This window comes from Streptomyces actinomycinicus (assembly GCF_016741775.1).
Classification (GTDB): Bacteria; Actinomycetota; Actinomycetes; order Streptomycetales; family Streptomycetaceae; genus Streptomyces; species Streptomyces actinomycinicus.
On record NZ_JAERRK010000001.1, the window covers coordinates 269056 to 290322 of the forward strand.

Here is a 21267-nt window from a genome sequence, read left to right on the forward strand (position 1 = left end):
CGACGGTCTGAGCCTCGTGAAGGGCGGCCGCGGGTCCGGTACCGGCCGCACCGCGGACGCCTGCCCTGCCGAGGGAGCGGAGGCGCCCAGGGGCGGGGATTGGAACGGAGGCGGAGGCCCGGACGCGGGCGGGGACCGGAGCGGGGGTGGCCACCGGAGCGGCGGCGACCTGGACGAGGGCAGGGGCAAGGATGCCGTCGGCGGGCCGCACGCGCGCGTGAAGGAGGCGAACGCCGAGCGTGACCGCCCCGCGCGCGGGCTCGGTACCGAGGACGCCGTGCCCGTTCCACGTCCGCACTCCCCCTCGTCGAAGCTCCTCTCGCCCAAGCCCCGTACCGCCGCGGAAGCCGCGCCCAAGCCCCTCGCCGCCCCCGCCCCGGCCGATGACGGCGCCGGCGGGACCGACTGCGCCGCCGCTCCGGACTCCGCCGGCCCGGATTCCTCCGCTTCGGATTCCGCCGGCCCGGATTCCCCCGCCTCGGATTCCGCCGCTTCGGGTTCCACCGGCCCGGATTCCGCCGCCGGCTCCGGTTCCCCCGCCGACTCCGACTCCCAGGACGCGTGGGACGACGGACTCATCGCCCGGCGCGTCACCGAGACCTCCGCCGCCGCCCTCGCCGTCGAGCGCGCCTCCGCGCTGGAGACCACGCACCGCGGCCCGGGCAGCCGCGTACCCGCGCCGCTGGCGTACGACGGCCCGCTGCGCTCCCGCCTGGACGCCCTGCGCGAACTCGTCGGTCTCTCGCGCACCCGCCTGGACAGCCACACCCTCGCCGAGGCGGGCCGCGTCCTGGACGAGGCCGCCGCGCGCCGCAAGCTGTCCGGCCGGCACACCGTCGTCGCCCTCGCCGGAGCCACCGGCAGCGGCAAGTCACAGCTGTTCAACGCCCTCGCCGGGGTGGCCATCTCGGAGACCGGCGTGCGACGCCCGACCACGGCCGCGCCCATCGCGTGCAGCTGGAGCGACGGCGCCGCGAGCCTCATCGACCGGCTCGGCATCCCGGGCCGGCTGCGCCGCCGCCCGCTGCACAGCCCGGAGAATGAGGCGCAGCTGCGCGGCCTGGTCCTGGTCGACCTGCCCGACCACGACTCCGCGGCCGTACAGCACCGCGAACAGGTCGACCGGATCCTGAAACTCGTCGACGCGGTCATCTGGGTGGTCGACCCCGAGAAGTACGCCGACGCCGTCCTGCACGAGCGCTATCTGCGGCCCATGGCCGGCCACGCGGAGGTCATGTTCATCGTCCTCAACCAGGTGGACCGGCTGCCCGGCGACGCCGCCGACCAGGTCCTGGACGACCTGCGGCGGCTGCTGGACGAGGACGGCATCGCGCTCGGCGAGCACGGCGAACCCGGTGCCACGGTGCTGGCGCTGTCCGCGCTCACCGGCGACGGTGTCGCTGATCTGCGTGAGTCGCTCGGCCAGTTCGTGGCGGAACGCGGCGCTGCGGCCCGCCGGGTGGCGGCCGACCTGGACGCCGCCGCGGTCGAGCTTCGGCCCGTCTACGCCACCGGGCGGCGCAGCGGCCTGACCGAGGAGGCGCGCGAGGAGTTCGCCGCGCGGCTCGCGGACGCGGTGGGCGCCACGGCGGCCGGCGAGGCCGCCGAGCGTGCCTGGCTGCGCAACGCCAACCGCGCGTGCGGCACGCCCTGGCTGCGGCTGTGGCGCTGGTACCAGGGCCGGGGCGAGTCCACGACCGGCCGTATCGCGGTGCGTGCCCAGGCGGACGAGGAGACCACGGCGCGCCAGCGGGTGGAGCAGGCGGTCCGTACGGTGTCCGAGCGGGCGTCGGCCGGGCTGCCCACGCCCTGGGCACAGGCGGTGCGCGAGGCGGCGGTGCGCGGCGCGAACGGGCTGTCGGAGGCGCTGGACGACCTGGCGGCGCGGGCCGGACTCCCGCCCGGCCGCCCGCCGCGTCCGGGGTGGTGGCCCGTGGCCGTGCTGGTCCAGGCGGCGATGACCCTGCTGCAGATCGTGGGCGGCGCGTGGCTGGCGGGGCAGATCGCCGGTGTGATGGCGCCCAACCTGGGTGTTCCGGTGCTGCTGATGGTGTGCGGCATCGTCGGCGGGCCACTGGTGGAGTGGGGCTGCCGGATGGCGGCGCGGGGGCCCGCACGGCGCTACGGCCAGGACGCGGAACGGCGGTTGCGGGAGGCGGCGGCGAGCTGCGGCCGGGCCCGCGTGCTCGACCCGGTGGCGGCGGAACTGCTGCGGTACCGGGAGGTGCGCGAGCAGTACGGGAAGGTGGTGCGGAGCGGGGCTTCGGGCGGGTGAGGCCGGAGCCGGTCGGCGGGGCGCACGAGCGGGGAGCCCTCCGGGTGGGCGCGGGGGCGCCGGTTGTGTGGGTGGGGTGTCAGCGGCGTCGGTGGTGTGGATGTGCGGGCGAGCCGCGCACGGTGCTGGTGATGCGGGGCGGGCCGGAACGGGGCTCGTGATGCGTGGCGGGGCCGGAACGGTGCTGGCGGGGGCCGGTTGTCCGGAACGGTGCTGGTGAGGGCCGGTTGTGAGGGGGTCGGCGAGGGGGTGGGTGAGGCGTGCGGTGATGGGTGGTCACTCGTGCGGGTGGTGGGGTTTTCCACAGCCTGGTGGCCGTCCACAGCGCTCAGCGGGCTCGGCCCGGCGGAGGCAGTCTGAGGTCACGGCGATCGCACGGCGGGTCCGGCCGGAGGCACGGCGGACACGGCGGGCTGTCGGCGGGACGTGCGGGCGCGTACGGAAGTCGTGCGCGCCGGCGCGGCAGACGCAGCCGTACGGGACGGGCCCGTAGGCGTGTCCGCCCGGCCTGCGGGCCACGGGCGGTGGAGGGGAGCGAGGACGTGAACGAGACCTTCGTGTGTGTGGTGGGCAACGTGGCGACGCAGCCGGTGTACCGCGACGTGGCGGCCGGGCCGTCGGCCCGGTTCCGGCTGGCGGTGACCGCGCGCTACTGGGACCGCGAGAAGAGCGCCTGGACGGACGGGCACACCAACTTCTTCACGGTGTGGGCCAACCGCCAGCTCGCGGTCAACGTGGCCGCGTGCGTGGAGGTGGGGCAGCCGGTCGTCGTGCAGGGCCGGCTGAAGGTGCGTACGGAAGCGCGCGAGGGACAGCAGCAGTGGGCCTCCGCCGACATCGACGCCGTGGCGATCGGCCACGACCTGGCGCGGGGTACGGCGCTCTTCCACCGCGCGGCCAAGCAGGACACGCCACCGGCGGCCCGGCCGGAGCCGAACTGGGAGACACCGCCGCCGGCCGACCCGCAGGACGGCGGAGCGGCACAACAGCGGCAGGAACCAGCGGTGGTGACATGACGTCAGTCACATCTGCCGCCACCGGCCACGGTGCCACGTTCCGGACGGACTGTGGATACCGCGTGAACACGCTGTACAGGCCGGTGGATTTGTCGATACGGCCAGCTCACGGACGGGGCCCGGCGATAACGATTATGGATCGGATCGGCCATCGGATGATCGGACCGGCCGGTGAGGCTGCGGCTGATCCATAGGATGCCGGGCGTGCCCCTAGGGGCTGCCGATTCTGCTGGTGGGACCGTCCCCCATGTCCAACGGGTCCTGCTCGAAGGGGAATTCTGTGCTTGCTGCGCTCTCTGGGATCTGCCGGTCCACCGGAACGGCCCGTCTGGCGGCCGCCACGGTGACCGGGCTCGTGGCGGCCGGTGTGCTGTCCGGCGCCGGTACGGCCGTGGCCGAGGAGGCACCGCAGACCCAGGGCGGCGCGACGGCGACGATCAACGGGCTGAAGACCTACGGCCAGGCCGTGTTCCACGAGAGCGGCGGCGAGCAGCGGGTCGCCGCGGGCCTGTTCGAGATGTCGGTGGACGGCGGGGGCGCCCTGCAGACGTACTGCGTCGACCTCCACAACCCCACCCAGGGGGACGCCAGATACCAGGAGACACCCTGGAGCGGCACCTCGTTGGGCACCAACAAGGACGCGGGCCGGATCCGCTGGATCCTGCAGAACTCCTACCCCCAGGTCAACGACCTCGCCGCCCTCGCACGACGGGCGGGTGCCAGCGGGCTGACCGAGCAGGACGCGGCCGCCGGCACGCAGGTGGCGATCTGGCGCTACTCCGACGGCGCGAAGGTCGACGCCGTCGACCCGCAGGCCGAGAAGCTCGCCGACTACCTGGAGAAGAGCGCCCGCAACGTCGCCGAGCCGCAGGCCTCGCTCTCCCTGGACCCGCCCGCGGTCTCCGGCCGGCCCGGCGACCTGCTCGGACCGGTGACCGTGCACACCAATGCGGGCGCGGTCACGGTGACCCCGCCGGCGGACGCGGCCACCAGCGGGCTGCGGATCATCGACAAGACCGGCAAGGTGATCACCACGGCGAAGAACGGCACCCGGCTGTACTTCGACGTACCCGAGGACGCGGCGGACGGGACGGCCGAGCTGACCGTCCAGGCGTCGACGACCGTGCCGGTGGGCCGGGCCTTCGCCTCGGAGAGCCGCAGCCAGACCCAGATCCTGGCCGGCTCCAGCGAGTCCACGGTCTCCGCGACCGCGACGGCCGGCTGGTCCGCCGAGGGCGCCATACCGGCGATCTCGGCCCGCAAGAACTGCGCCGGGGGAGGCGTGGACATCATCGCGGCCAACAAGGGCGACAAGCCGTTCACCTTCACGCTGATGGGCGGCGAGCACACCATCCCGGCCGGCACGACCCGCACGGTGACCGTCCCGGTCCAGGAGGACCAGGCCTACGACTTCACGATCACCGGACCCGCCGGCTTCAGCCGGCGCTTCACCGGCGTCCTGGACTGCAAGACCCAGGGAGCGATCACGACGGAGACGGCCCAGCTCCGCAGCGACCCCAGCCCCGCCACGGTGGGCGGCGACACGGTGGACACCACCGACCTGGCCGCGACCGGCGGCTCGGCGATCACACCCCTGATCGCCGGACTGGCCATCGGCCTGGTCGTGATCGGCGGCGCGGTTCTGATCCTGCTGCGCCGGAAGGAAACCCGCACCGGCGACTGACCCCGCCCCTGCCCCCGCCCCCGGCCCGTCCCGCACGGCCCGCCCCAGCCGGGTCCGTCCCGCCCCGCCCCAGCCGGGGCCTGGCCCGCCCCGCCCCGGCCTCGGCCCCCGGCTCGACCCGGCACGTGGCTCGGCGGTCGCCGGGCAGGCGGCGCTCGCCGGGCAGGCGGACGAACGGCCCGATCCCGGGTCCGGGGCTAGCCTGGGAAGTGCTCGGGCGGCCGTTTCGGCTGAGGACTCTCCCGATGCCGGTCATGTGGTCGGCGGACGCGTGGCAGTCGTCCGCGGCCCCGAATTCCCCCTGAGGCCGAGACGCCGCACAGGCGGCGCCCGCATCGGGCCATGCCCTCCGCCGGCCGGACACGGCTTCGCGTCACCGACAGGCGGGTGAACCAGGCAGGAGTACGGAGATGGCTTGGAACGTGAACGGTACCTACCTCGAAAGCTGCAACTGCGACAGCGTGTGCCCGTGCACCACCTCGGGCCTGACGGCCCCCGCCGACAACGAGCGCTGCCAGGTGACTCTCGCCTTCCACGTCGCACAGGGTGAGGTCGACGGCGTGGACGTGTCGGACCGCAGCGTCGTCGTCTTCGCGGACGCGCCGCGCGTGATGGCCGACGGCGGCTGGCAGGTCGCGCTGTACGTGGACGCCTCGGCCGACGACCGCCAGGCGGACGCGCTCGGCAAGGTCTTCTCCGGGCAGGCGGGCGGACCCATGGCGGCGCTCGGCCCCCTCATCGGCGAGGTCCTCGGTGTGGAACGCGTCCCCATCGAGTTCCACGACGACGGCAGACGGCACACCGTCCAGGTGGCGAACGCCATCGACATCGAGATCGAGGACCAGGTGGCTCCGCAGTTCGGCGAGAGCGGTCCCGTGATGAGACTGACCGGCATGTTCCACCCCGCGAACAGCACGCTGACCGTCGCCCGGTCGACGCGGGCCGTCGGCCACGGCGTACACGGGCGCTCCTGGGACTTCACCGGCCGCAACGCGCACTCGGCGCCCTTCTCATGGTCGGCGTGACCCGGACGGCGATCACCGCCCGCCGCCCCGTGGCCGGCATCGGACTGCTGCTGCTCACGGCTGCCGCCGCCTGGGCCTGGACGGTACTGCGCCGGGACGACATGGCTTCCCCGGACATGACAGGGGAACTGCCCGCCTTCCTGGGCACCTGGACGATCATGATGGCCGCGATGATGCTGCCGGCCACCGCGCCGGCCGCCTCGCTGTACGCACGGACGGCGCCCGTGCACCGGACGCCGCGCCTGGTCGCGTTCACCGCCGGCTATCTGCTGATCTGGGCGGCAGCGGGGCTGCCGGCCTACGCCCTGGCCTTCGGTGCGACGCAGACCGCGGCCACGTATCCGGCGGCGGGGACGGCACTGGCCGCCGCCGTGTTCGCCGTCAACGGGATCTACCAGCTCACCCCGCTCAAGGACCTCTGCCTCACCAAGTGCCGCTCACCGGTCGCTCTGCTGCTGCACTACGCGTCGTTCCGCGGCCCCGCGCGCCACGTGCGTTCCGGAGCCCACTACGGGGCGTTCTGCCTGGGATGCTGCTGGTCCTTGATGCTGCTGCTGACCGCGTTCGGTGTGATGGACCTCTGGGCCATGGTGGGCCTGGCCGCCGTCATCACCGCGGAGAGACGCCTGCCACGGGGACATCTCCTCGCCCGCGTCGTCGGGGTCACCTCGCTCGCACTCGCGATCGCCGTCTTCTGGGTGCCGTCGCTGGCCCCGAATCTCACCGGCGGCGGCATGACCGAGATGAGCCTCGGCCACTGAACCGAAAAAACGCACCACCGGAGCGCGCCCCGTCTGCGTCCACCGCGGCCGATAAGGAAAGCGCAGGTCAGCGGGCCGGACTGCGGCGGGTTACCACCCAAGGCTGGCGGTCAGGCAAGATGGGGTGTATCTGCCCACTGCCAGATTTCAAGCTGCCGGACGGTTTCTCTTGGCTGAGTACATCTACACCATGCGCAAGACGCGCAAGGCCATCGGCGACAAGGTCATCCTTGACGACGTCTCGCTGAACTTCCTGCCCGGCGCGAAGATCGGTGTGGTCGGCCCGAACGGTGCCGGTAAGTCGACCATCCTGAAGATCATGGCGGGACTGGAGCAGCCGTCGAACGGCGATGCCTACCTGTCGCCGGGCTACACCGTCGGCATCCTCCTGCAGGAGCCGCCGCTGAGCGAGGACAAGACCGTCCTGGAGAACGTCCAGGAGGGTGTCGCCGAGGTCAAGGGCAAGCTCGACCGGTTCAACGAGATCGCCGAGCTGATGGCGACCGACTACTCCGACGCGCTGCTCGACGAGATGGGCAAGCTGCAGGAGGAGCTCGACCACGCCAACGCGTGGGACCTCGACGCCCAGCTGGAGCAGGCCATGGACGCGCTCGGGTGCCCGCCCGGCGACTGGGCCGTCACCAACCTCTCCGGTGGTGAGAAGCGGCGCGTGGCGCTGTGCAAGCTGCTGCTCGAAGCCCCCGACCTGCTGCTCCTCGACGAGCCCACCAACCACCTCGACGCCGAGTCGGTGAACTGGCTGGAGCAGCACCTCGCCAAGTACGAGGGCACCATCGTGGCCGTGACCCACGACCGGTACTTCCTCGACAACGTCGCCGGCTGGATCTGCGAGGTCGACCGCGGCCGTCTCCACGGCTACGAGGGCAACTACTCCAAGTACCTCGAGACCAAGCAGACCCGTCTCAAGGTCGAGGGGCAGAAGGACGCCAAGCGCGCCAAGCGCCTCAAGGAAGAGCTGGAGTGGGTGCGGTCGAACGCCAAGGGGCGTCAGGCCAAGTCCAAGGCCCGTCTCGCCCGCTACGAGGAGATGGCGGCCGAGGCCGACAAGATGCGGAAGCTGGACTTCGAGGAGATCCAGATCCCGCCGGGCCCGCGGCTCGGCAACATCGTCGTCGAGGTCTCCAACCTCACCAAGGGCTTCGGCGACAAGCTCCTCATCGACGACCTCAGCTTCACCCTGCCGCGCAACGGCATCGTGGGTGTCATCGGCCCCAACGGCGCCGGCAAGACCACCCTCTTCAAGATGATCCAGGGTCTGGAGACCCCGGACTCCGGTGACATCAAGGTCGGCGAGACCGTCAAGATCTCGTACGTCGACCAGAGCCGCGCGAACATCGACCCGAAGAAGACCCTCTGGGCCGTGGTCAGCGACGAACTCGACTACATCAACGTCGGCCAGGTCGAGATGCCGTCGCGGGCCTACGTCTCCGCCTTCGGTTTCAAGGGCCCCGACCAGCAGAAGCCGGCCGGTGTCCTCTCCGGTGGTGAGCGCAACCGCCTCAACCTGGCGCTCACCCTCAAGCAGGGCGGCAACCTGCTGCTCCTCGACGAGCCGACGAACGACCTCGACGTCGAGACGCTGTCCTCCCTGGAGAACGCGCTCCTCGAGTTCCCCGGCGCGGCCGTGGTCGTCTCCCACGACCGCTGGTTCCTCGACCGGGTCGCCACCCACATCCTCGCCTACGAGGGCGACTCCAAGTGGTTCTGGTTCGAGGGCAACTTCGAGTCGTACGAGAAGAACAAGATCGAGCGGCTCGGTCCGGACGCCGCGCGTCCGCACCGTGCCACCTACAAGAAGCTGACCCGGGGCTGATCGGTCTTGCGCCACCTCTACCGCTGTCCCCTGCGCTGGTCCGACATGGACGCGTACGGACATGTCAACAACGCGGTCTTCATCCGCTACCTGGAGGAAGCCCGCATCAACTTCCTGTTCCGCCCGGACAAGGAGTTCAAGCAGGGGTCCGTGGTGGCGCGCCACGAGATCGACTACAAGCGGCAGCTCGTCCACCGGCACCACCCGGTCGACATCGAGCTGTGGGTCAGCGAGATCAGGGCCGCGTCCTTCACCATCACCTACGAGGTGAAGGACGACGACCTGGTCTACGTGCGCGCCTCGACGGTGGTCGTGCCGTTCGACTTCGAGGCCCAGCGTCCGCGCCGGATCACCGCGGAGGAGCGCGCCTTCCTCGAGGAGTACACGGACGAGGCCGACGAGGAGGCCGTCGCCGCATGACGGTGCTGCACCTGGCCGACGAGACGGAGGCGGCGGACCTCGCCGCCTTCCTCGCCCGGCTGCTCCACTACGACCGTGGAGCCGCGGTGCGCCTGCAGGCGGCCGGCACGGCCCTCGCCGTCTTCGGCCGGCCGCCGTCCTTCGAGGTGCTGGCGGTCCGCGCCGTGCGGCTGGCGAAGCCGTACGAGCACGGGCTCGACGTCACCCTGGACGTGACGGTCTCCGCCGGCGAGTTCCTGGAGTCCGTGGACGAGCGGGCGGCCACCGCCGCGGTGCCGCGGGCCGTCACCGGACCGCCGTGGGCCGGTGTGCTGCCGCCGCGGGCCGGCTGGCAGTCCGAACCGGGGCTGCCCGCGCCGGACGCGCTGCGGACCACGGTCGCCGCCGCGGTCGCCGAGTTCCGGGCGCGTACCGAGGAGCTGGCGCCCGAGGGACGTACCCGGGCGGAGCTGGACCGGATCGGGCGGGACATCTGGTCGAGGCAGATCAAGGGGACCCGGCTGCCGGTCCGTGCCGTGCACGCGGCCCAGTCCCTCGGCTTCCTGCGGCCCGGGACCCGGGCGGAGGACATGGGGCTGCTCTCCTCGGGGGCGTGGCTGCGGCTGCGCACCCCGTACGGCTCGGTGGCCGTACGACAGGCGGGGCTCGGGTCCTTCGGACTCAGCGTGCGCTGACCGCACGCCTCCGACTCCGTTCCTCCGGCTCCGCTTCTCCGGACCCCGGCGTGCGCTGAGCCGCGCATGGCGTACTCGCGGGGCCGGCCGCGGGGAGCGGGGCAGGGCGTACGGTCCCGAGCGGTGCAGGGTCCGTACGTGCACCGGTAAGCCGTCGAAGGTCCTGCGGGCACCCGCGCGAACGGCGGCGGCCCGTTCGGCCGGCCCGGAATCCGACCTTCAGTGACAGGCCGTCAGTCCACGAGTCCGTCCCGCATCACGGCCCCGCATGACACTCCCCGATGGCCGTCCCGCATCTCGGTCCCGCGTGACACTCCCCGATGGCCGTCCCGCATCACGGCCCCGCATGACACTCCCCGATGGCCGTCCCGCATCTCGGTCCCGCATGGCGCTCCCGCATCACGTCCCGCATGACGGCTCCGGATGACGGTCCCGCATCACTCCGGCCTTACCGTCCCGGGCGATCACTCCGGGGTGTTCACCATCGACGCCGCGGCATACGTCAGGTAGTTCCACAGCGTCTGCTCGTGCTCCTCGGATAGCCCCAGTTCGTCCACGGCCACCCGCATGTGCCGTAGCCAGGCGTCGTGCGCCGCCCGGTTCACCGTGAACGGGGCGTGCCGCATGCGCAGCCGGGGATGGCCGCGGTTGTCGCTGTAAGTGGTGGGGCCGCCCCAGTACTGCATCAGGAACAGCGCGAGCCGCTCCTCGGCCGGGCCCAGGTCCTCCTCGGGGTACATCGCCCGGAGTTCCGGGTCCTCGGCGACCCCTTCGTAGAAACGGTGGACGAGCCGGCGGAAGGTCTCCTCCCCGCCGACCTGCTCGTAGAAGGTCTGCTCCTGAAGCGTGCCGCGCCGAATCTCTTTCACGGCTCCATGGTCTCAGACCGCGCGACCCAGGACTCAAGCCCTAGGACCCGGCCCGCTCGCCCCTACTGTGGACCCATGGGCGCCTACGACACGGAGATCGAGGGTCTCGCCGCCGCGGCGCGGGCCGCGCTGGTGCGGGAGATCGACGCCGACGGAGCCTGGGGCGGGGACCCGGTGTGGCGGGAGGCGTTCGCGGCGGTGCCCCGGCACCTGTTCGTGCCGTACTACTACGTCGCCGGACCCGGCGGCTACGAACGCCGCTGGGGCGAGAGCCGCGATCCGCGGGCCCGGGAACGCTGGGTGCGCGGCGCCTACGAGGACGTACCGCTGGCCACCCGGCTGCGCGACGGCGAACTGCTCTCCTCCAGCAGCCAGCCCTCCCTGATGGCGCGGATGCTGACCGCCCTGGACGTCGAGGACGGCGACCGCGTGCTGGAGGTGGGCGCCGGCACCGGCTACAACGCGGCCCTGCTCGCCCACCGGCTCGGCGACGACGGCCTCGTCACCACCGTCGACCTCGACCCGGAGATCACCGAGTCGGCCCGTCGGCACCTGTCGGAGGCCGGCTTCCACCCGGTCGTGGTCACCGGCGACGGAGCGCGCGGGGTTCCCGAACGCGCCCCCTTCGACCGGATCATCGCCACCTGCGAGCTGCCGACCGTCCCCCGTGCCTGGCTCGCCCAGTGCCGTCCCGGTGCCCGCATCCTCACCCCGCTCGCCACCGGGCTGCTCGCCCTGTCCGTGCGGGACCCGGAGCACGCCGAGGGCCGCTTCCTGCCCACGGCCGCCTTCTTCGTGCCGCTGCGCGGCGAGGGCAAGGCGGAACCGGAGGGCGTCTCCCTGGCCGGGCTGCCGGGCCGGGCCCGCGAGCAGGAGCCGTTCCGCTTCCTGCTCACGCTGACCCGGGGCACGCTCGAGCCGGCCGAGGCGTACGCGCTGTGGAAGCGCGAGGGCGAGCCGGACCGCGAGCGGTACGGCGTCACCGTAGACGGCGAGCACGCCTGGGCCTGGCTGGACGAACCGGAGGGGCCGTTCGCCTGGCCCCTGCCCTAGTCGTAAGCCTCGCCGGTCGCCGGTCGCCGGTCGTCACCAGCTGCCGGTCGCCGGTCGTCACCGGCTGCCGGTCGCCGGACATCACCGGCCACCGGACATCACCGGCTGCCGTTCGCTGTCGTCGGACGTCACCGGCTGCCGTTCGCCTGTCGGCTCAGCCCCGGCGGACCGTGATCGTCGTCCAGGCGCCCACGTGCACCCGGTCGCCGTCCTGCAGCGGAACCGGCACGAACGGCTGGATCGGCTCCTCCGACATGTTGACCGTCGTGCCGTTCGTCGAGTTCTGGTCGACGACCGCCCAGCTGCCGTCCGGCTGCTGCACCAGGACCGCGTGCTGGTGCGAGACGCCCGGGTCCTCCGGCGGCACCGCCAGGTCGATGTCGGGGGTGTCGCCGGTGGAGTGCCGGCGGCGGCCGATGGTGACCTGGTTGCCGCCGAGGGTGCGCTGCTGCTCGGGCGAGTACGCGGGCAGGTTCAGGCCCGCGGCCTCGGGGCCGGAGCGATGCATCATCGCCATGAAGTACTCGCGGTCCGGGCCGATGGTCGCGGTCCACGTCGCCGGACCCTGCGGCGCCGGCGGGAAGCCGTTGCCGGGCGGGGCCTGGGTGGCGCCGGACTGCGGGTAGCCGTACCCGCCGCCGGGGCCCTGGCCGGGTGCCTGTCCCGGTCCGGACTGGCCGGCGGAGGAGGGCGGGGAGATCACCCAGTCGTCGTCACCGCCGCCGAACGGGCCGGCGGACGGGCCGCCGGCCGGGGGACGGCCGGTCTCCTGCGGGAACGCGGGCGGCGCCGACGCACCGGCCTGCTGGAACGCCTGCGGCGCACCGCCGGGACCGCCGGGCGGCGGCACGGCACGTGACGGATCGCCGCCGAAGCCGGAGGGCTCGCGCCCGAACCCGGGCTGGCCGGGCTGACCGGTGCCGGGACCCTGCCCGGGGCCGCCGAAGCCGGACGCGCCGCCGGGACCGGGTCCCTGCCCGGGGCCGCCGAAGCCGGACGGGCCGCCGGGACCGGGACCCTGTCCGCCGCCGAAGCCGGGCTGGCCGGGCTGACCGGTGCCGGGTCCCTGCCCGGGGCCGCCGAAGCCGGACGCGCCGCCGGGACCGGGACCCTGTCCGCCGCCGAAGCCGGGCTGACCGGGCTGACCGGAGCCGGGGGTCTGCCCGGGGCCGCCGCCGAAGCCGGACGCGCCGCCGGGGCCCTGCCCCTGCCCCTGTCCGCCGCCGAAGCCGGGCTGGCCGGGCTGGCCGGAGCCGGGACCCTGCCCGGGGCCGCCGCCGAAGGGGGGCCGGCCGGACGGGCCGCCGGGCCCCGGAGGCTGGTTCTGGCCGCCGCCGAAACCGGACGGGCCCGCGGGGCCGCCGGAACCCTGGCCCGGCACCGTGCCCTGGCCGCCGCCGAAGGCCGGCGGAGGGCCGGGCGGACGCTGGTTGCCGCCGCCGAAGGCGGACGGGCCCGCGGGGCCGGGGGAGGTCGGCGGGCCGGACGGGGCGCGCTCGCCGCCGAACGGCGTGGGACCCGACGGCTCGCTGCCGAAGGACGGGATCGGCTCGGCGGGACGGTTCATCTGCGAGGGCCGCGAGCCCTGGTACTCGTACGCGTCACCGCCGCCGTACGTCGCGCTCGGCGGCTGGAACCGCGGCTGCGGCGAACGCGGGGCGGCCGGGGTGTACGAGGTCGCCGTGTTGGTCAGGAAGTTCCACCGGCACTCCTCGCAGAAGGGCGCGCCGCCCTCCCGGGGCGTACGGCACTGCGGGCACAGCTCCGGCTCCGGGGCGGGCCCGGCGGACGGGTGCGGACGGCCACCGCCCTGCGCGCCGGGACCGCCCTGCGCGCCGGGACCGCCCTGCGCGCCGGGACCACCCGGTCCGGCGGGCGGCGGAAAGCCGTAGCCACCGCCGGCCGGGGGCGGCGGAGGGGGCGGAGGTACGGCACCGGCCATGCGGTGACCGCAGACCTCGCACCAGTCGTCGGAACCCGACTGGTGTCCGTTCGGGCAGGTCGGCATGTCGGTGCTTCCCCTTCTCCTCAGGGTCCGTCTGGATCGCCGCGGCCGCTGTGAGCGCTGTGAGCGCTGCGACCGCTTCCGAGGTCACTTCTTTACACGGACAGTCTTCGTGGACCGGGTCTCCAGAGTCATCTCGTCGGCCTCCGCGATCCTCGTCTTCAACCGCACAGTACCTGTCGCGGCGTCGACCACGTCCACCACCTTCGCAAGCAGTTTCGCAGTATCCGCGTTCCCCGAGGCGCTCGCGAGCTGAACCGCGCGCCCCAGTTTGGCCGTTGCCCCATCGAAATCGCCCACTTTGCGCAGATCGAGTCCTTGCTGGATGACTTGCGCCAGTTCGGCCTGGCCGGTGTAGTGGGCGACTTGGGGGTTCATCGCGGTGGAGGCCGTCATGTCGTCGGTCCACACGGCCCGTACGAGTCCCTGGGCGCCGAGGTTCTCCACGCTGCCGTCGGGTTGCGGCACCACCAGCGACACCCGTGCGGCGAGCATCTCGCGGCCGATCCCGGCCGGCGGGACCGTCACGCACAGGTGGTAGTCGCGGGACTCGTCGCCCCAGGAGCCGGTCGGGTAGTCCCCGGCACGCGGTCCGGCCTCGGTGCGCCGGACGGTCAAGTCCTCCACGCTCGGGGCGACTTGCTTGACGAACCGGATGGTGCTGCCGACCGGCGTCCACACCCGCAGGGCGACGTCGGCGACCTCCTTGCCCATCGCCGTCTCCATCATCCGCGTGAAGTCGGCGGCGAGACCGGCCGGGTCGGCGACGATGTCGGCGGTGCCGAGCAGCGCGGAGGCGATCCCTGTGACTTCTTTCACTTCCCAGTCGGTGCCCACGCCCCGCGCGTCGCAGGTGAACCGGCCGGCGCACGCGTCCAGCGCGGCCCGCAGGTCCTCCGCGGACTCGTGCTCGTTACGGCCGTCGGTGAGCAGGATGCCGTGCCGGATGGTCACGTCCGCCGACGACAGCAGCCGGTCGGCGAGCCGCAGCCAGGTGCCGATGGCCGTACCGCCGCCCGCGCTCAGCCGGCGCAGCGCCTGCTTGGCCTGCTCACGGGTGACGGCGTCGGCGACCGCGACCCGCCCGCCGCCCGGGTAGACCTCCTTGGCGACATGCGTGCCGCCGATCACCGCGAAGTGTGTGCCGTCGCGCAGGGTGTCGATCGCGGCGGACGTGGCGTCCCGGGCGTTGCGCATCTTGGTCGCCGGGTAGTCCATGGAGCCCGAGCAGTCGACCATGATCGCCACGGCGGCGGACGGCCGCCGCCCCGGCGTGTACACGGGTGCGGCGGCGGCACCGCCGATGGTGCCGCCGCCGGTCGCCGTCACCGTGACGATGGCGTTGACCTCGCTGCCGCCCTCGGGCAGGTACTCGTTCTGGTAGACGTCCACCGAGAACTGCGGCACGTTCGGCTTCGCGAAATTGGCCATGCTGGTTCACATCCCCCTCGGATACCCCGCTCGCGCGAGGCAGCAGCGCATGACGACGGACCGGTCCCCTCCGGTCCGTCGAGGCCTCCCCGTTCTGTACGGCCTCAGGCCGATCCTGCCCCCTGCGACGGCGCCGGGAACGGCAGGACCGCCACTGTTACGTTGTCGTGGCCCCCGCCGTCGAGGGCGTGGCCGACCAGCACCCGGGCGCTGTGCAGCGGGCGGACGGCCGCGTCCGGCGGTACGGCCTCGCACATCTCCTCGGCCGTCTCGGCGTAGTTCCACAGCCCGTCGGTGCACACCACCACGGCCCCGGGCCGGTCCGGCTTGAAGGAAGCGGTGTGCGGCTCCAGTTCGTAGGCGTCCGCACCGAGCCAGCCGGTGATCGCGTGGGCCCGCTCGTCGGCGTACGCCTCGGCCTCGCTCATCAGGCCGGCGGCCACCATCTGCGCGGCCCAGGAGTCGTCCTCGGTCAGTCGCGCGGGCGGTGCGCCGCGGTCGTCGGGAACCCAGTAGGCGCGGCTGTCGCCGACCCAGCCGACGACGAGCAGCCCGGAGGTGACCACCGCGCCGACGATCGTGCAGGCCGGCGCGTTCTGGTGCGGGGCGTGCTCGCGGGCCGTGGCGGGCTCCTCGGCGAGCGCGTTGACGGCCTGCGAGGCGGCGACGATCGCCTCGTGCATCGCCGTCTGCGGGTGGGTGCCGCGCGGCAGCGCGGCCAGCAGGGTGTCACCGGCCACCTGGGAGGCGGCCAGTGAGGCCTCGTCGGGGCGGGTCGCGGAGGACACGCCGTCGCAGACGATCGCCACCGCGGCCGGGGTGCCGTCGGGCAGCACGGTGTGGCCCACGGCGAAGGCGTCCTCGTTGCGGTGGTGGCGCAGCCCGCGGTCGCTGACCGCGGCGACCGGACCCGACTCCCGCTCGACGTGGTCGCGTTCGCGCGGCTGGGCGTGCCCGCAGTTCTCGCAGTAGCCGTCGCTGTCCACCCGGCCCGCCCGGCAGGCGACGCAGACCTGCGCCGGGTCGGCCGGGGCGGCGGCACCGGCCAGCCGCGGGTCGGGTGCCTGCAGCGGGTACTCGTCGGGCTCCGCGGGCCGGTCGAACCGCACCCCGGAACCGGTGGACCGCTCGGGCTCGTGCCCCGGCAGCGGTGTGCCGCCGGAGTCCGTCCCGGGCCGGCCGGCCGGCTGGTGCGCCGGCGGGTTGCCGGTGCCGCCCGGGCCGTCCCCGGGCTCGGCGACGCCGGTCATGGCCAGCGTCGGATGGTCCTGCGGAGGGGCGGGCACCACCGAAAGGTCGTGTCCGCACGCTCCGCAGAACAGGTCTCCCGACTCGACGGGCTCCGCGCAGCTCGGGCACTTCTGCAGTGCGGCCTGCTGGGGCTTCTGCGACATCGACTACACCCACGTCCGGGGGCGGTAACGGTTGGCCCGTTCCACCAGCTCGATCCTCTCCTCGCCGCCGGGCGCCAGCCGGGCCAGCGTGCGGTAGGCGCGTTCCAGGCCGAAGCGGAGGCCCCGCTCGTCCAGCCCGCTGCCCAGCAGCACCCGGCCTCCGGCGGCGGGCCCGGTGCCCTGACCCCCGGAGAGTATCCAGTCCAGCGCGCAGCCGAGCACCTCGGCCGACAACTGCTCACGCCGGGCCGGGTCCAGACCGTAGGCCTGGAGCGCCTCGACCTGACCGGCGGCGGCCGTCAGGTCGTCCAGGAACGGTACGTCACCGGCGCTCGCCGTGCGTTGTCTGAGCCGGGCCCGGACGGCGGCGACCCGGGCGGCCGTGTAGTGGATGGAGGACTCCGCGACCGACTCGAGCGTCCGTACGGCGCTGTGCCGGTCCCCGGCCGCGAGCTGCACCCGGGCCAGCCCGAACGCGGCGCTCACATAGCTGGGATCGGTCGCCCACACCAGCCGGTAGTACTCGGCGGCGTTGTCCAGCTGGCCGAGCACCTCGGCGCACAGACCGAGCGCCAGCTTGGGCGCGGCCTCACCCGGGAAGGCGTCGTAGATCGCGTCGAAGGCGAGCGCGGCGCCCTCGAAGTCGCCGGTGACCAGGGCGGCCACGCCCCGGTACCAGACGACCCGCCAGTCGTCGGGCCGCTCCTCGTCCAGTTTGGCCAGGGACATCAGCGCCGCCTGGTGGTCGCCGCTCTCCAGCCGGGCGCGGATCTGCCGCAGCCGGGTCTCCACGGTCTGCGCGGGCGCCGCCGCCAGCGCGCCGATCAGCTCGGCCGGCGCGGAGGCCATCAGGCCCGCCAGGAAACCGGCGTTGGGGTCGTTCGGGTCGACCAGCGGCACCGGCAGGGCGAGGGCGGCGGCCCGGACGTCGACGGGCCTGACCAGGGCCGGCGGCACGGCGACCGGTGCCCCGGACCGCGCGGCCTTGCCCACCGGACGCGCCCCCAGCCGCGACACGTCCCCGTCCAGCCGCGGGAACAGCTCCGTGTCGGTGACCTTCACCTCGGGCCCGAACAGGGTCGACAGCGCGGGCCGGGCCTGCCCGGTCTGCAGCGAGACGACCTCCCGCAGCACGCCCGTCAGCTGCTCGGACATCTCCTGCGCGGAGGCGAACCGGCGGGCCGGGTCGGGGTCGGTGGCGCGGACCAGGAGCCGGTAGAACGACTCGTACCGGCGGAAGACCTCGATGGTGTCGGGGTCGGGCAGGGAGTCCACGTAGACGTTCGTGTAGCCCTGGAAGTCGAAGGTGAGCACCGCGAGGGTCCGGCCCACCGTGTACAGGTCGCTGGCCACCGACGGGCCGACGTCGGCCACCTCGGGCGCCTGGTAGCCGACCGTGCCGTAGATGGCCGACTCGTCGTCGTCCATCCGCCGGACCGCGCCCATGTCGATCAGCTTGAGCTGGTCCTCGGTCTGGATGGCGTTGTCGACCTTGAAGTCGCAGTACAGCAGGTTGCGGCTGTGCAGATGGCCGAGCGCCTCCAGCGCCTCGATGCCGTACGCGCAGGCCTGCTCCACCGGCAGCGGGTCGCGCCGGCCGTCGGACGTGCGGCGGGCGTTGGCGATCTCCTTCAGGGACTTGCCGCCGACGTACTCCATGACGATGTAGCCGTCGAGGGAGCCGGTGCGCTGGTCCAGGTGCTCCACGAAGTTGTAGATCCGCACGATGTTGGCGTGCTCGATCTCCGCGAGGAACCGCCGCTCGGAGATCGCCGCGGCCATGGCGTCCTGGTCCCCGGTGTCCAGCAGGCCCTTGAGGACCACCCACCGGTCGGACACGGCACGGTCGACGGCGAGGTAGACCCAGCCCAGGCCGCCGTGCGCGAGGCACCCCGCGACCTCGTACTGGCCGTGCACGATGTCCCCGGCCTTCAGCTTGGGCACGAAGGAGTACGGGTGCCCGCACTTGGTGCAGAAACCTTCCGTGCGGCCCGGCCGGTCACCCCGGGCCCGGCCCACCGGCGCCCCGCAGTCCGACCGCGAGCAGAACCGCTTGCGCTCGGGCACCTCCGGGTTCTCCAGCACCATCGCGCGCGGGTCGGGCCGCGGCACCTGCGGCACGGAGACCAGCCCGGCGCCCAGCCGGCCGCGTGCGGAGGTGCCCGAGGAGGAGCCCGAGCTGCGCACCGACACCGAACGGCCGGTGGACTTCCCCGACAGCGAACGGGACAGCCGCCCGGACACCGAACGGCGCGACCGCGACGACTGCGAGGACGTCCGGGAACTGCGCGCACTGCCGGAAGTGCCGTTGCTCGACGAGCCCCTGGTGACCCCGGTGGGCGGCGAGCCCACCATCCCCGTGGCCGACACCACGGGCGCCAGACCGCACGTGTCGCAGTACAGCTCGCCGCCGCCGACGTCCTCGTACGCCCCCTCGCACCCCGGCCGCTGGCAGGTCTGTCCCGGCTGGCTCATGACTGGTCCCCCTTACGGTCCTCCGGCGCGCCCGGGCCCGCGAGCAGCTCGGCCGCCAGCTGCTGGTAGCGCAGCACGGCCTGCTCGGCCACCCGCAGGTCGCAGGGCGCACTCCACAGCATGCGGCGGGCCGCGTCGTACCGCTCGACGAGGAACGGGTCCTCGGCGAGACCGTGCCGGGCGACCTTCGCCTTGTAGGCGTCGAGCCGGCCGCGCAGCTCCGCGCGGACCGCGAGCGGCGCGGTGACCGCCGTCAACGACTCGCGGGCGCGCAGCAGTTCGTCCTCCGCCTTCCGCTCCAGGGACTCCAGCAGCGGGGACAGCCGGTGCCACTGGGCCTGCCTGCGGTACTCGGCGGCGGTCGCCAGCTGCTCCTGCAGCACGGTCGGCGGCCCGCTGACCACCGGCACCTCGGTCGCGGCGATCTTCGCCAGCACCTCGCCGCGCGCGGTACGGGCCTCCGCCAGGGTGCGGTCGGCCCGCGAGAGCACGTCCCGCAGCCGGATCAGCCGCGCCTCCGCGTCCTGGCGCACCGTCAGCACGGCGTCGATCTCCCGCCGTACGTCCTCCAGGGCGCGCGCCTCACGGTCGTACACCGTCGTGTCCGGGCGGCCGCCGCCGGGCGCCGAACTGCCCTCGGCCGGCACCCAGAAGGTGAGCGGGTCGGAGACCACGTCCTCGCGCAGCCTGGTCAGCGTGCGGGTGATCCGCTCCAGGTCGTCGCCGGCCGGGTGCTCGCCGGGGCGTACGCCGACGGAGTGCGCGAGGTGCCGGGTGCGCTGGAGTTCCGCGGCGAGTAAATCGATCCGGGCGGGCAGCGCCGACCACACCGCGTCGGCGGCGACGATCACGTCCAGGCTCGTCGCGTACAGCTCGTTCATCCGGTCCACCAGCGCGGACAGCGAGAACGTCTCGCTCAGCCTGCCGTTGCCGCCGCCGGGAAGGGTCACGGACGCGCCGCGCAGCAGCCCGGTGAGTTCCGTCAGGTCCTCGCGGCTGGACCAGCGGCGCCGGGCACGGATCTCGCGGGCGCTGCGCAGCGCGGCCGTGTAGGCGTCGAAGCACGTCCACAGCAGGGTGATGCGGTCCTCCGTGGACTGCCAGCGTTCCCGGGTGACCCCGGTCAGCTCGGCGCCTTCGAGGAGCCTGCGGCCCGCGTGGTCCTGCAGCGCCAGCAGCGAGGTCTCGATCGCCTCGTGCTCCTGGCCGAGCCGCGCCAGCGCACGGTCCACCTCGTCCCGGTCCATCACCGGCCCGGCGGGGTCCGTGACGCCCATCGATCACCTCTCACTTGCTGTCTGTTCCGGTCGGGTGCGGCTCAACTCGACTGCAGGTACTGCGGCTGGGGCGGCTTCGACGCGGCCGCGTCCTTCCCCAGTGTCGCCGACAGCCACTTGTCGTACGACGCCTGCCAGCCGTTCGCGCGGTAGCCCACCAGCACGTGATTGACCCGGCGTACCAGATCGGTGGCACCCTTCTTCATCGCCACGCCGTAGTACTCGGTCGTGAACGCCTCACCCTTGAGTTCGACGGTCGGGTCCTGGGCGGCCTGGCTCGCGGCGAGCGCGCCGTCGGTCACCACCGCGTCGACCTCGCCGAGTTGCAGCCGGACCAGACAGTCGAGCTGGTTCGGCACGGTGGTGGAGATGTCGGTGGAGGCGGGCAGCCGGCCGGACTTCCGGTCGGCGTCCAGCTTGGTGTACGCCGTCGAACCCGCCGCCGTGCACACCTTCTTGTGCGCCAGCGAGCCGTCGTACCCGGTGACCGGCGACGACTTGGGGGCGAGGACCTGCTGGCCGGTCTTGAAGTAGGGCGCGGAGAAGGCGACCTGCCGGAGCCGGTCGCAGGTCATCGTCATGGTCCGTACGACCATGTCCACCCGGCCGTTCTCGATGGCCGGGATGCGCTGGCTGGTCGGTATCGCCTTGAACTGCACGGCGTCCGGGTCGCCGAGTATCTCCTCGGCGATCCGGTGCACGAGGTCGATGTCGAAGCCCTCCAGCTCCGCGCCCTCGGTGTTGGGGTTGCGGTAGCCCCAGCGGTAACTGTTCTGGTCGACGCCGACGACCAGCTTGCGCTTGGCGCCCGTACGGGCCTTGATGGCGTCGATCGTCGGACCGTCCGCGCCGGACGGGGCGAGCGTCCGCTCGTGCACGTCGGCGTCGCTGCACCCGTCGGTGGCGTCGGCCTGGGTGCCGGTGGCCACCCGCTGCCCGGCCCGGACCGGCTCCGGCTGCTGGGTCCGCGGCAGCAGCAGGACGAACGCCAGCGCCAGCGCGCACAGCACCGCCATCGCGGCGACCCCGCCCCAGCCCCGCCAGGACGGCCGTGCACGGTTCACGTCCATCGCC

Annotated in this window: 16 protein-coding genes; 9 read left to right on the forward strand and 7 right to left on the reverse strand. The window is 73.5% G+C overall.

From position 1 onward, the window contains the following. Positions 1-16: 16 nt before the first annotated feature. The 8 genes from JK359_RS01260 to JK359_RS01295 all read left to right on the forward strand — a co-directional run bounded on the left by JK359_RS01260 (position 17) and on the right by JK359_RS01295 (position 9689). Positions 17-2275, forward strand: coding sequence for a GTPase (locus JK359_RS01260; RefSeq protein ID WP_372445342.1), 2259 nt, complete (start codon positions 17-19; stop codon positions 2273-2275). Positions 2276-2817: 542 nt separating this feature from the next. Continuing rightward, entirely contained in the window at positions 2818-3291 is a 474-nt protein-coding gene (locus tag JK359_RS01265) for a single-stranded DNA-binding protein (RefSeq protein ID WP_201830684.1), read from the forward strand. Positions 3292-3538: 247 nt separating this feature from the next. After that, entirely contained in the window at positions 3539-4975 is a 1437-nt protein-coding gene (locus JK359_RS01270; protein ID WP_201830686.1) for a Cys-Gln thioester bond-forming surface protein, read from the forward strand. A gap of 410 nt (positions 4976-5385) precedes the next feature. Then, positions 5386-6000, forward strand: a complete 615-nt coding sequence (locus tag JK359_RS01275; protein ID WP_201830687.1) for a DUF1326 domain-containing protein — start codon at positions 5386-5388, stop codon at positions 5998-6000. Then, a complete protein-coding gene (locus JK359_RS01280; RefSeq protein ID WP_307787924.1) occupies positions 5997-6761 on the forward strand; it encodes a DUF2182 domain-containing protein in 765 nt (254 codons plus the stop codon). The genes JK359_RS01275 and JK359_RS01280 overlap by 4 nt, the downstream gene beginning before the upstream one ends. 169 nt (positions 6762-6930) lie before the next feature. Continuing rightward, positions 6931-8595, forward strand: a complete 1665-nt coding sequence (ettA, locus tag JK359_RS01285) for an energy-dependent translational throttle protein EttA (RefSeq protein WP_201830689.1) — start codon at positions 6931-6933, stop codon at positions 8593-8595. A 6-nt stretch (positions 8596-8601) separates the two neighbouring features. Next, on the forward strand, positions 8602-9015 hold the full coding sequence (locus tag JK359_RS01290; RefSeq protein ID WP_201830690.1) for an acyl-CoA thioesterase: 414 nt from the start codon (positions 8602-8604) through the stop codon (positions 9013-9015). Next, positions 9012-9689, forward strand: coding sequence for a DUF8185 domain-containing protein (locus tag JK359_RS01295; RefSeq protein WP_201830691.1), 678 nt, complete (start codon positions 9012-9014; stop codon positions 9687-9689). The genes JK359_RS01290 and JK359_RS01295 overlap by 4 nt, the downstream gene beginning before the upstream one ends. Before the next feature lie 464 nt (positions 9690-10153). Here JK359_RS01295 and JK359_RS01300 read toward each other — a convergent pair whose 3' ends face one another. Next, the gene (locus JK359_RS01300) at positions 10154-10558 is read right to left on the reverse strand and encodes a globin (RefSeq protein WP_201830693.1); all 405 of its coding nucleotides are present in this window, start codon (positions 10556-10558) and stop codon (positions 10154-10156) included. A 75-nt stretch (positions 10559-10633) separates the two neighbouring features. Between JK359_RS01300 and JK359_RS01305 the strand changes: the two genes are divergently transcribed. After that, complete coding sequence (locus JK359_RS01305) at positions 10634-11611, forward strand: methyltransferase domain-containing protein (protein ID WP_201830695.1); 978 nt, start codon at positions 10634-10636, stop codon at positions 11609-11611. 154 nt (positions 11612-11765) lie between these two features. Here the strand turns inward: JK359_RS01305 and JK359_RS01310 are convergent, their stop codons facing one another. The 6 genes from JK359_RS01310 to JK359_RS01335 all read right to left on the reverse strand — a co-directional run bounded on the left by JK359_RS01310 (position 11766) and on the right by JK359_RS01335 (position 21263). Continuing rightward, complete coding sequence (locus tag JK359_RS01310) at positions 11766-13619, reverse strand: FHA domain-containing protein (RefSeq protein ID WP_201830698.1); 1854 nt, start codon at positions 13617-13619, stop codon at positions 11766-11768. Positions 13620-13703: 84 nt separating this feature from the next. Further along, positions 13704-15047, reverse strand: coding sequence for a vWA domain-containing protein (locus JK359_RS01315; protein WP_201830699.1), 1344 nt, complete (start codon positions 15045-15047; stop codon positions 13704-13706). Positions 15048-15151: 104 nt separating this feature from the next. Next, positions 15152-16441, reverse strand: coding sequence for a PP2C family protein-serine/threonine phosphatase (locus JK359_RS01320; protein ID WP_201830701.1), 1290 nt, complete (start codon positions 16439-16441; stop codon positions 15152-15154). A gap of 3 nt (positions 16442-16444) precedes the next feature. Continuing rightward, positions 16445-18916 carry a serine/threonine-protein kinase gene (locus tag JK359_RS01325; RefSeq protein WP_201830702.1) on the reverse strand — a complete coding sequence of 824 codons (2472 nt, stop codon included), beginning with the start codon at positions 18914-18916 and terminating at the stop codon, positions 16445-16447. Next, positions 18913-20193 carry a coiled-coil domain-containing protein gene (locus JK359_RS01330; RefSeq protein WP_201830703.1) on the reverse strand — a complete coding sequence of 427 codons (1281 nt, stop codon included), beginning with the start codon at positions 20191-20193 and terminating at the stop codon, positions 18913-18915. Before JK359_RS01330 ends, JK359_RS01325 begins: the two co-directional genes overlap by 4 nt. A 41-nt stretch (positions 20194-20234) precedes the next feature. Beyond that, positions 20235-21263 carry a glutamate ABC transporter substrate-binding protein gene (locus tag JK359_RS01335; protein WP_201830705.1) on the reverse strand — a complete coding sequence of 343 codons (1029 nt, stop codon included), beginning with the start codon at positions 21261-21263 and terminating at the stop codon, positions 20235-20237. Positions 21264-21267: the final 4 nt, after the last annotated feature.

Excerpts from the sequence above, each read along its gene's own strand:
- JK359_RS01305 (WP_201830695.1), top strand. The coding sequence starts at position 10,634 with ATGGGCGCCTACGACACGGAGATCGAGGGTCTCGCCGCCGCGGCGCGG.
- JK359_RS01295 (WP_201830691.1), top strand. The coding sequence starts at position 9,012 with ATGACGGTGCTGCACCTGGCCGACGAGACGGAGGCGGCGGACCTCGCC.
- JK359_RS01310 (WP_201830698.1), bottom strand. The coding sequence starts at position 13,619 with ATGCCGACCTGCCCGAACGGACACCAGTCGGGTTCCGACGACTGGTGC.
- JK359_RS01335 (WP_201830705.1), bottom strand. The coding sequence starts at position 21,263 with ATGGACGTGAACCGTGCACGGCCGTCCTGGCGGGGCTGGGGCGGGGTC.
- JK359_RS01325 (WP_201830702.1), bottom strand. The coding sequence starts at position 18,916 with ATGAGCCAGCCGGGACAGACCTGCCAGCGGCCGGGGTGCGAGGGGGCG.
- JK359_RS01320 (WP_201830701.1), bottom strand. The coding sequence starts at position 16,441 with ATGTCGCAGAAGCCCCAGCAGGCCGCACTGCAGAAGTGCCCGAGCTGC.
- JK359_RS01330 (WP_201830703.1), bottom strand. The coding sequence starts at position 20,193 with ATGGGCGTCACGGACCCCGCCGGGCCGGTGATGGACCGGGACGAGGTG.
- JK359_RS01270 (WP_201830686.1), top strand. The coding sequence starts at position 3,539 with ATGTCCAACGGGTCCTGCTCGAAGGGGAATTCTGTGCTTGCTGCGCTC.
- JK359_RS01275 (WP_201830687.1), top strand. The coding sequence starts at position 5,386 with ATGGCTTGGAACGTGAACGGTACCTACCTCGAAAGCTGCAACTGCGAC.
- JK359_RS01315 (WP_201830699.1), bottom strand. The coding sequence starts at position 15,047 with ATGGCCAATTTCGCGAAGCCGAACGTGCCGCAGTTCTCGGTGGACGTC.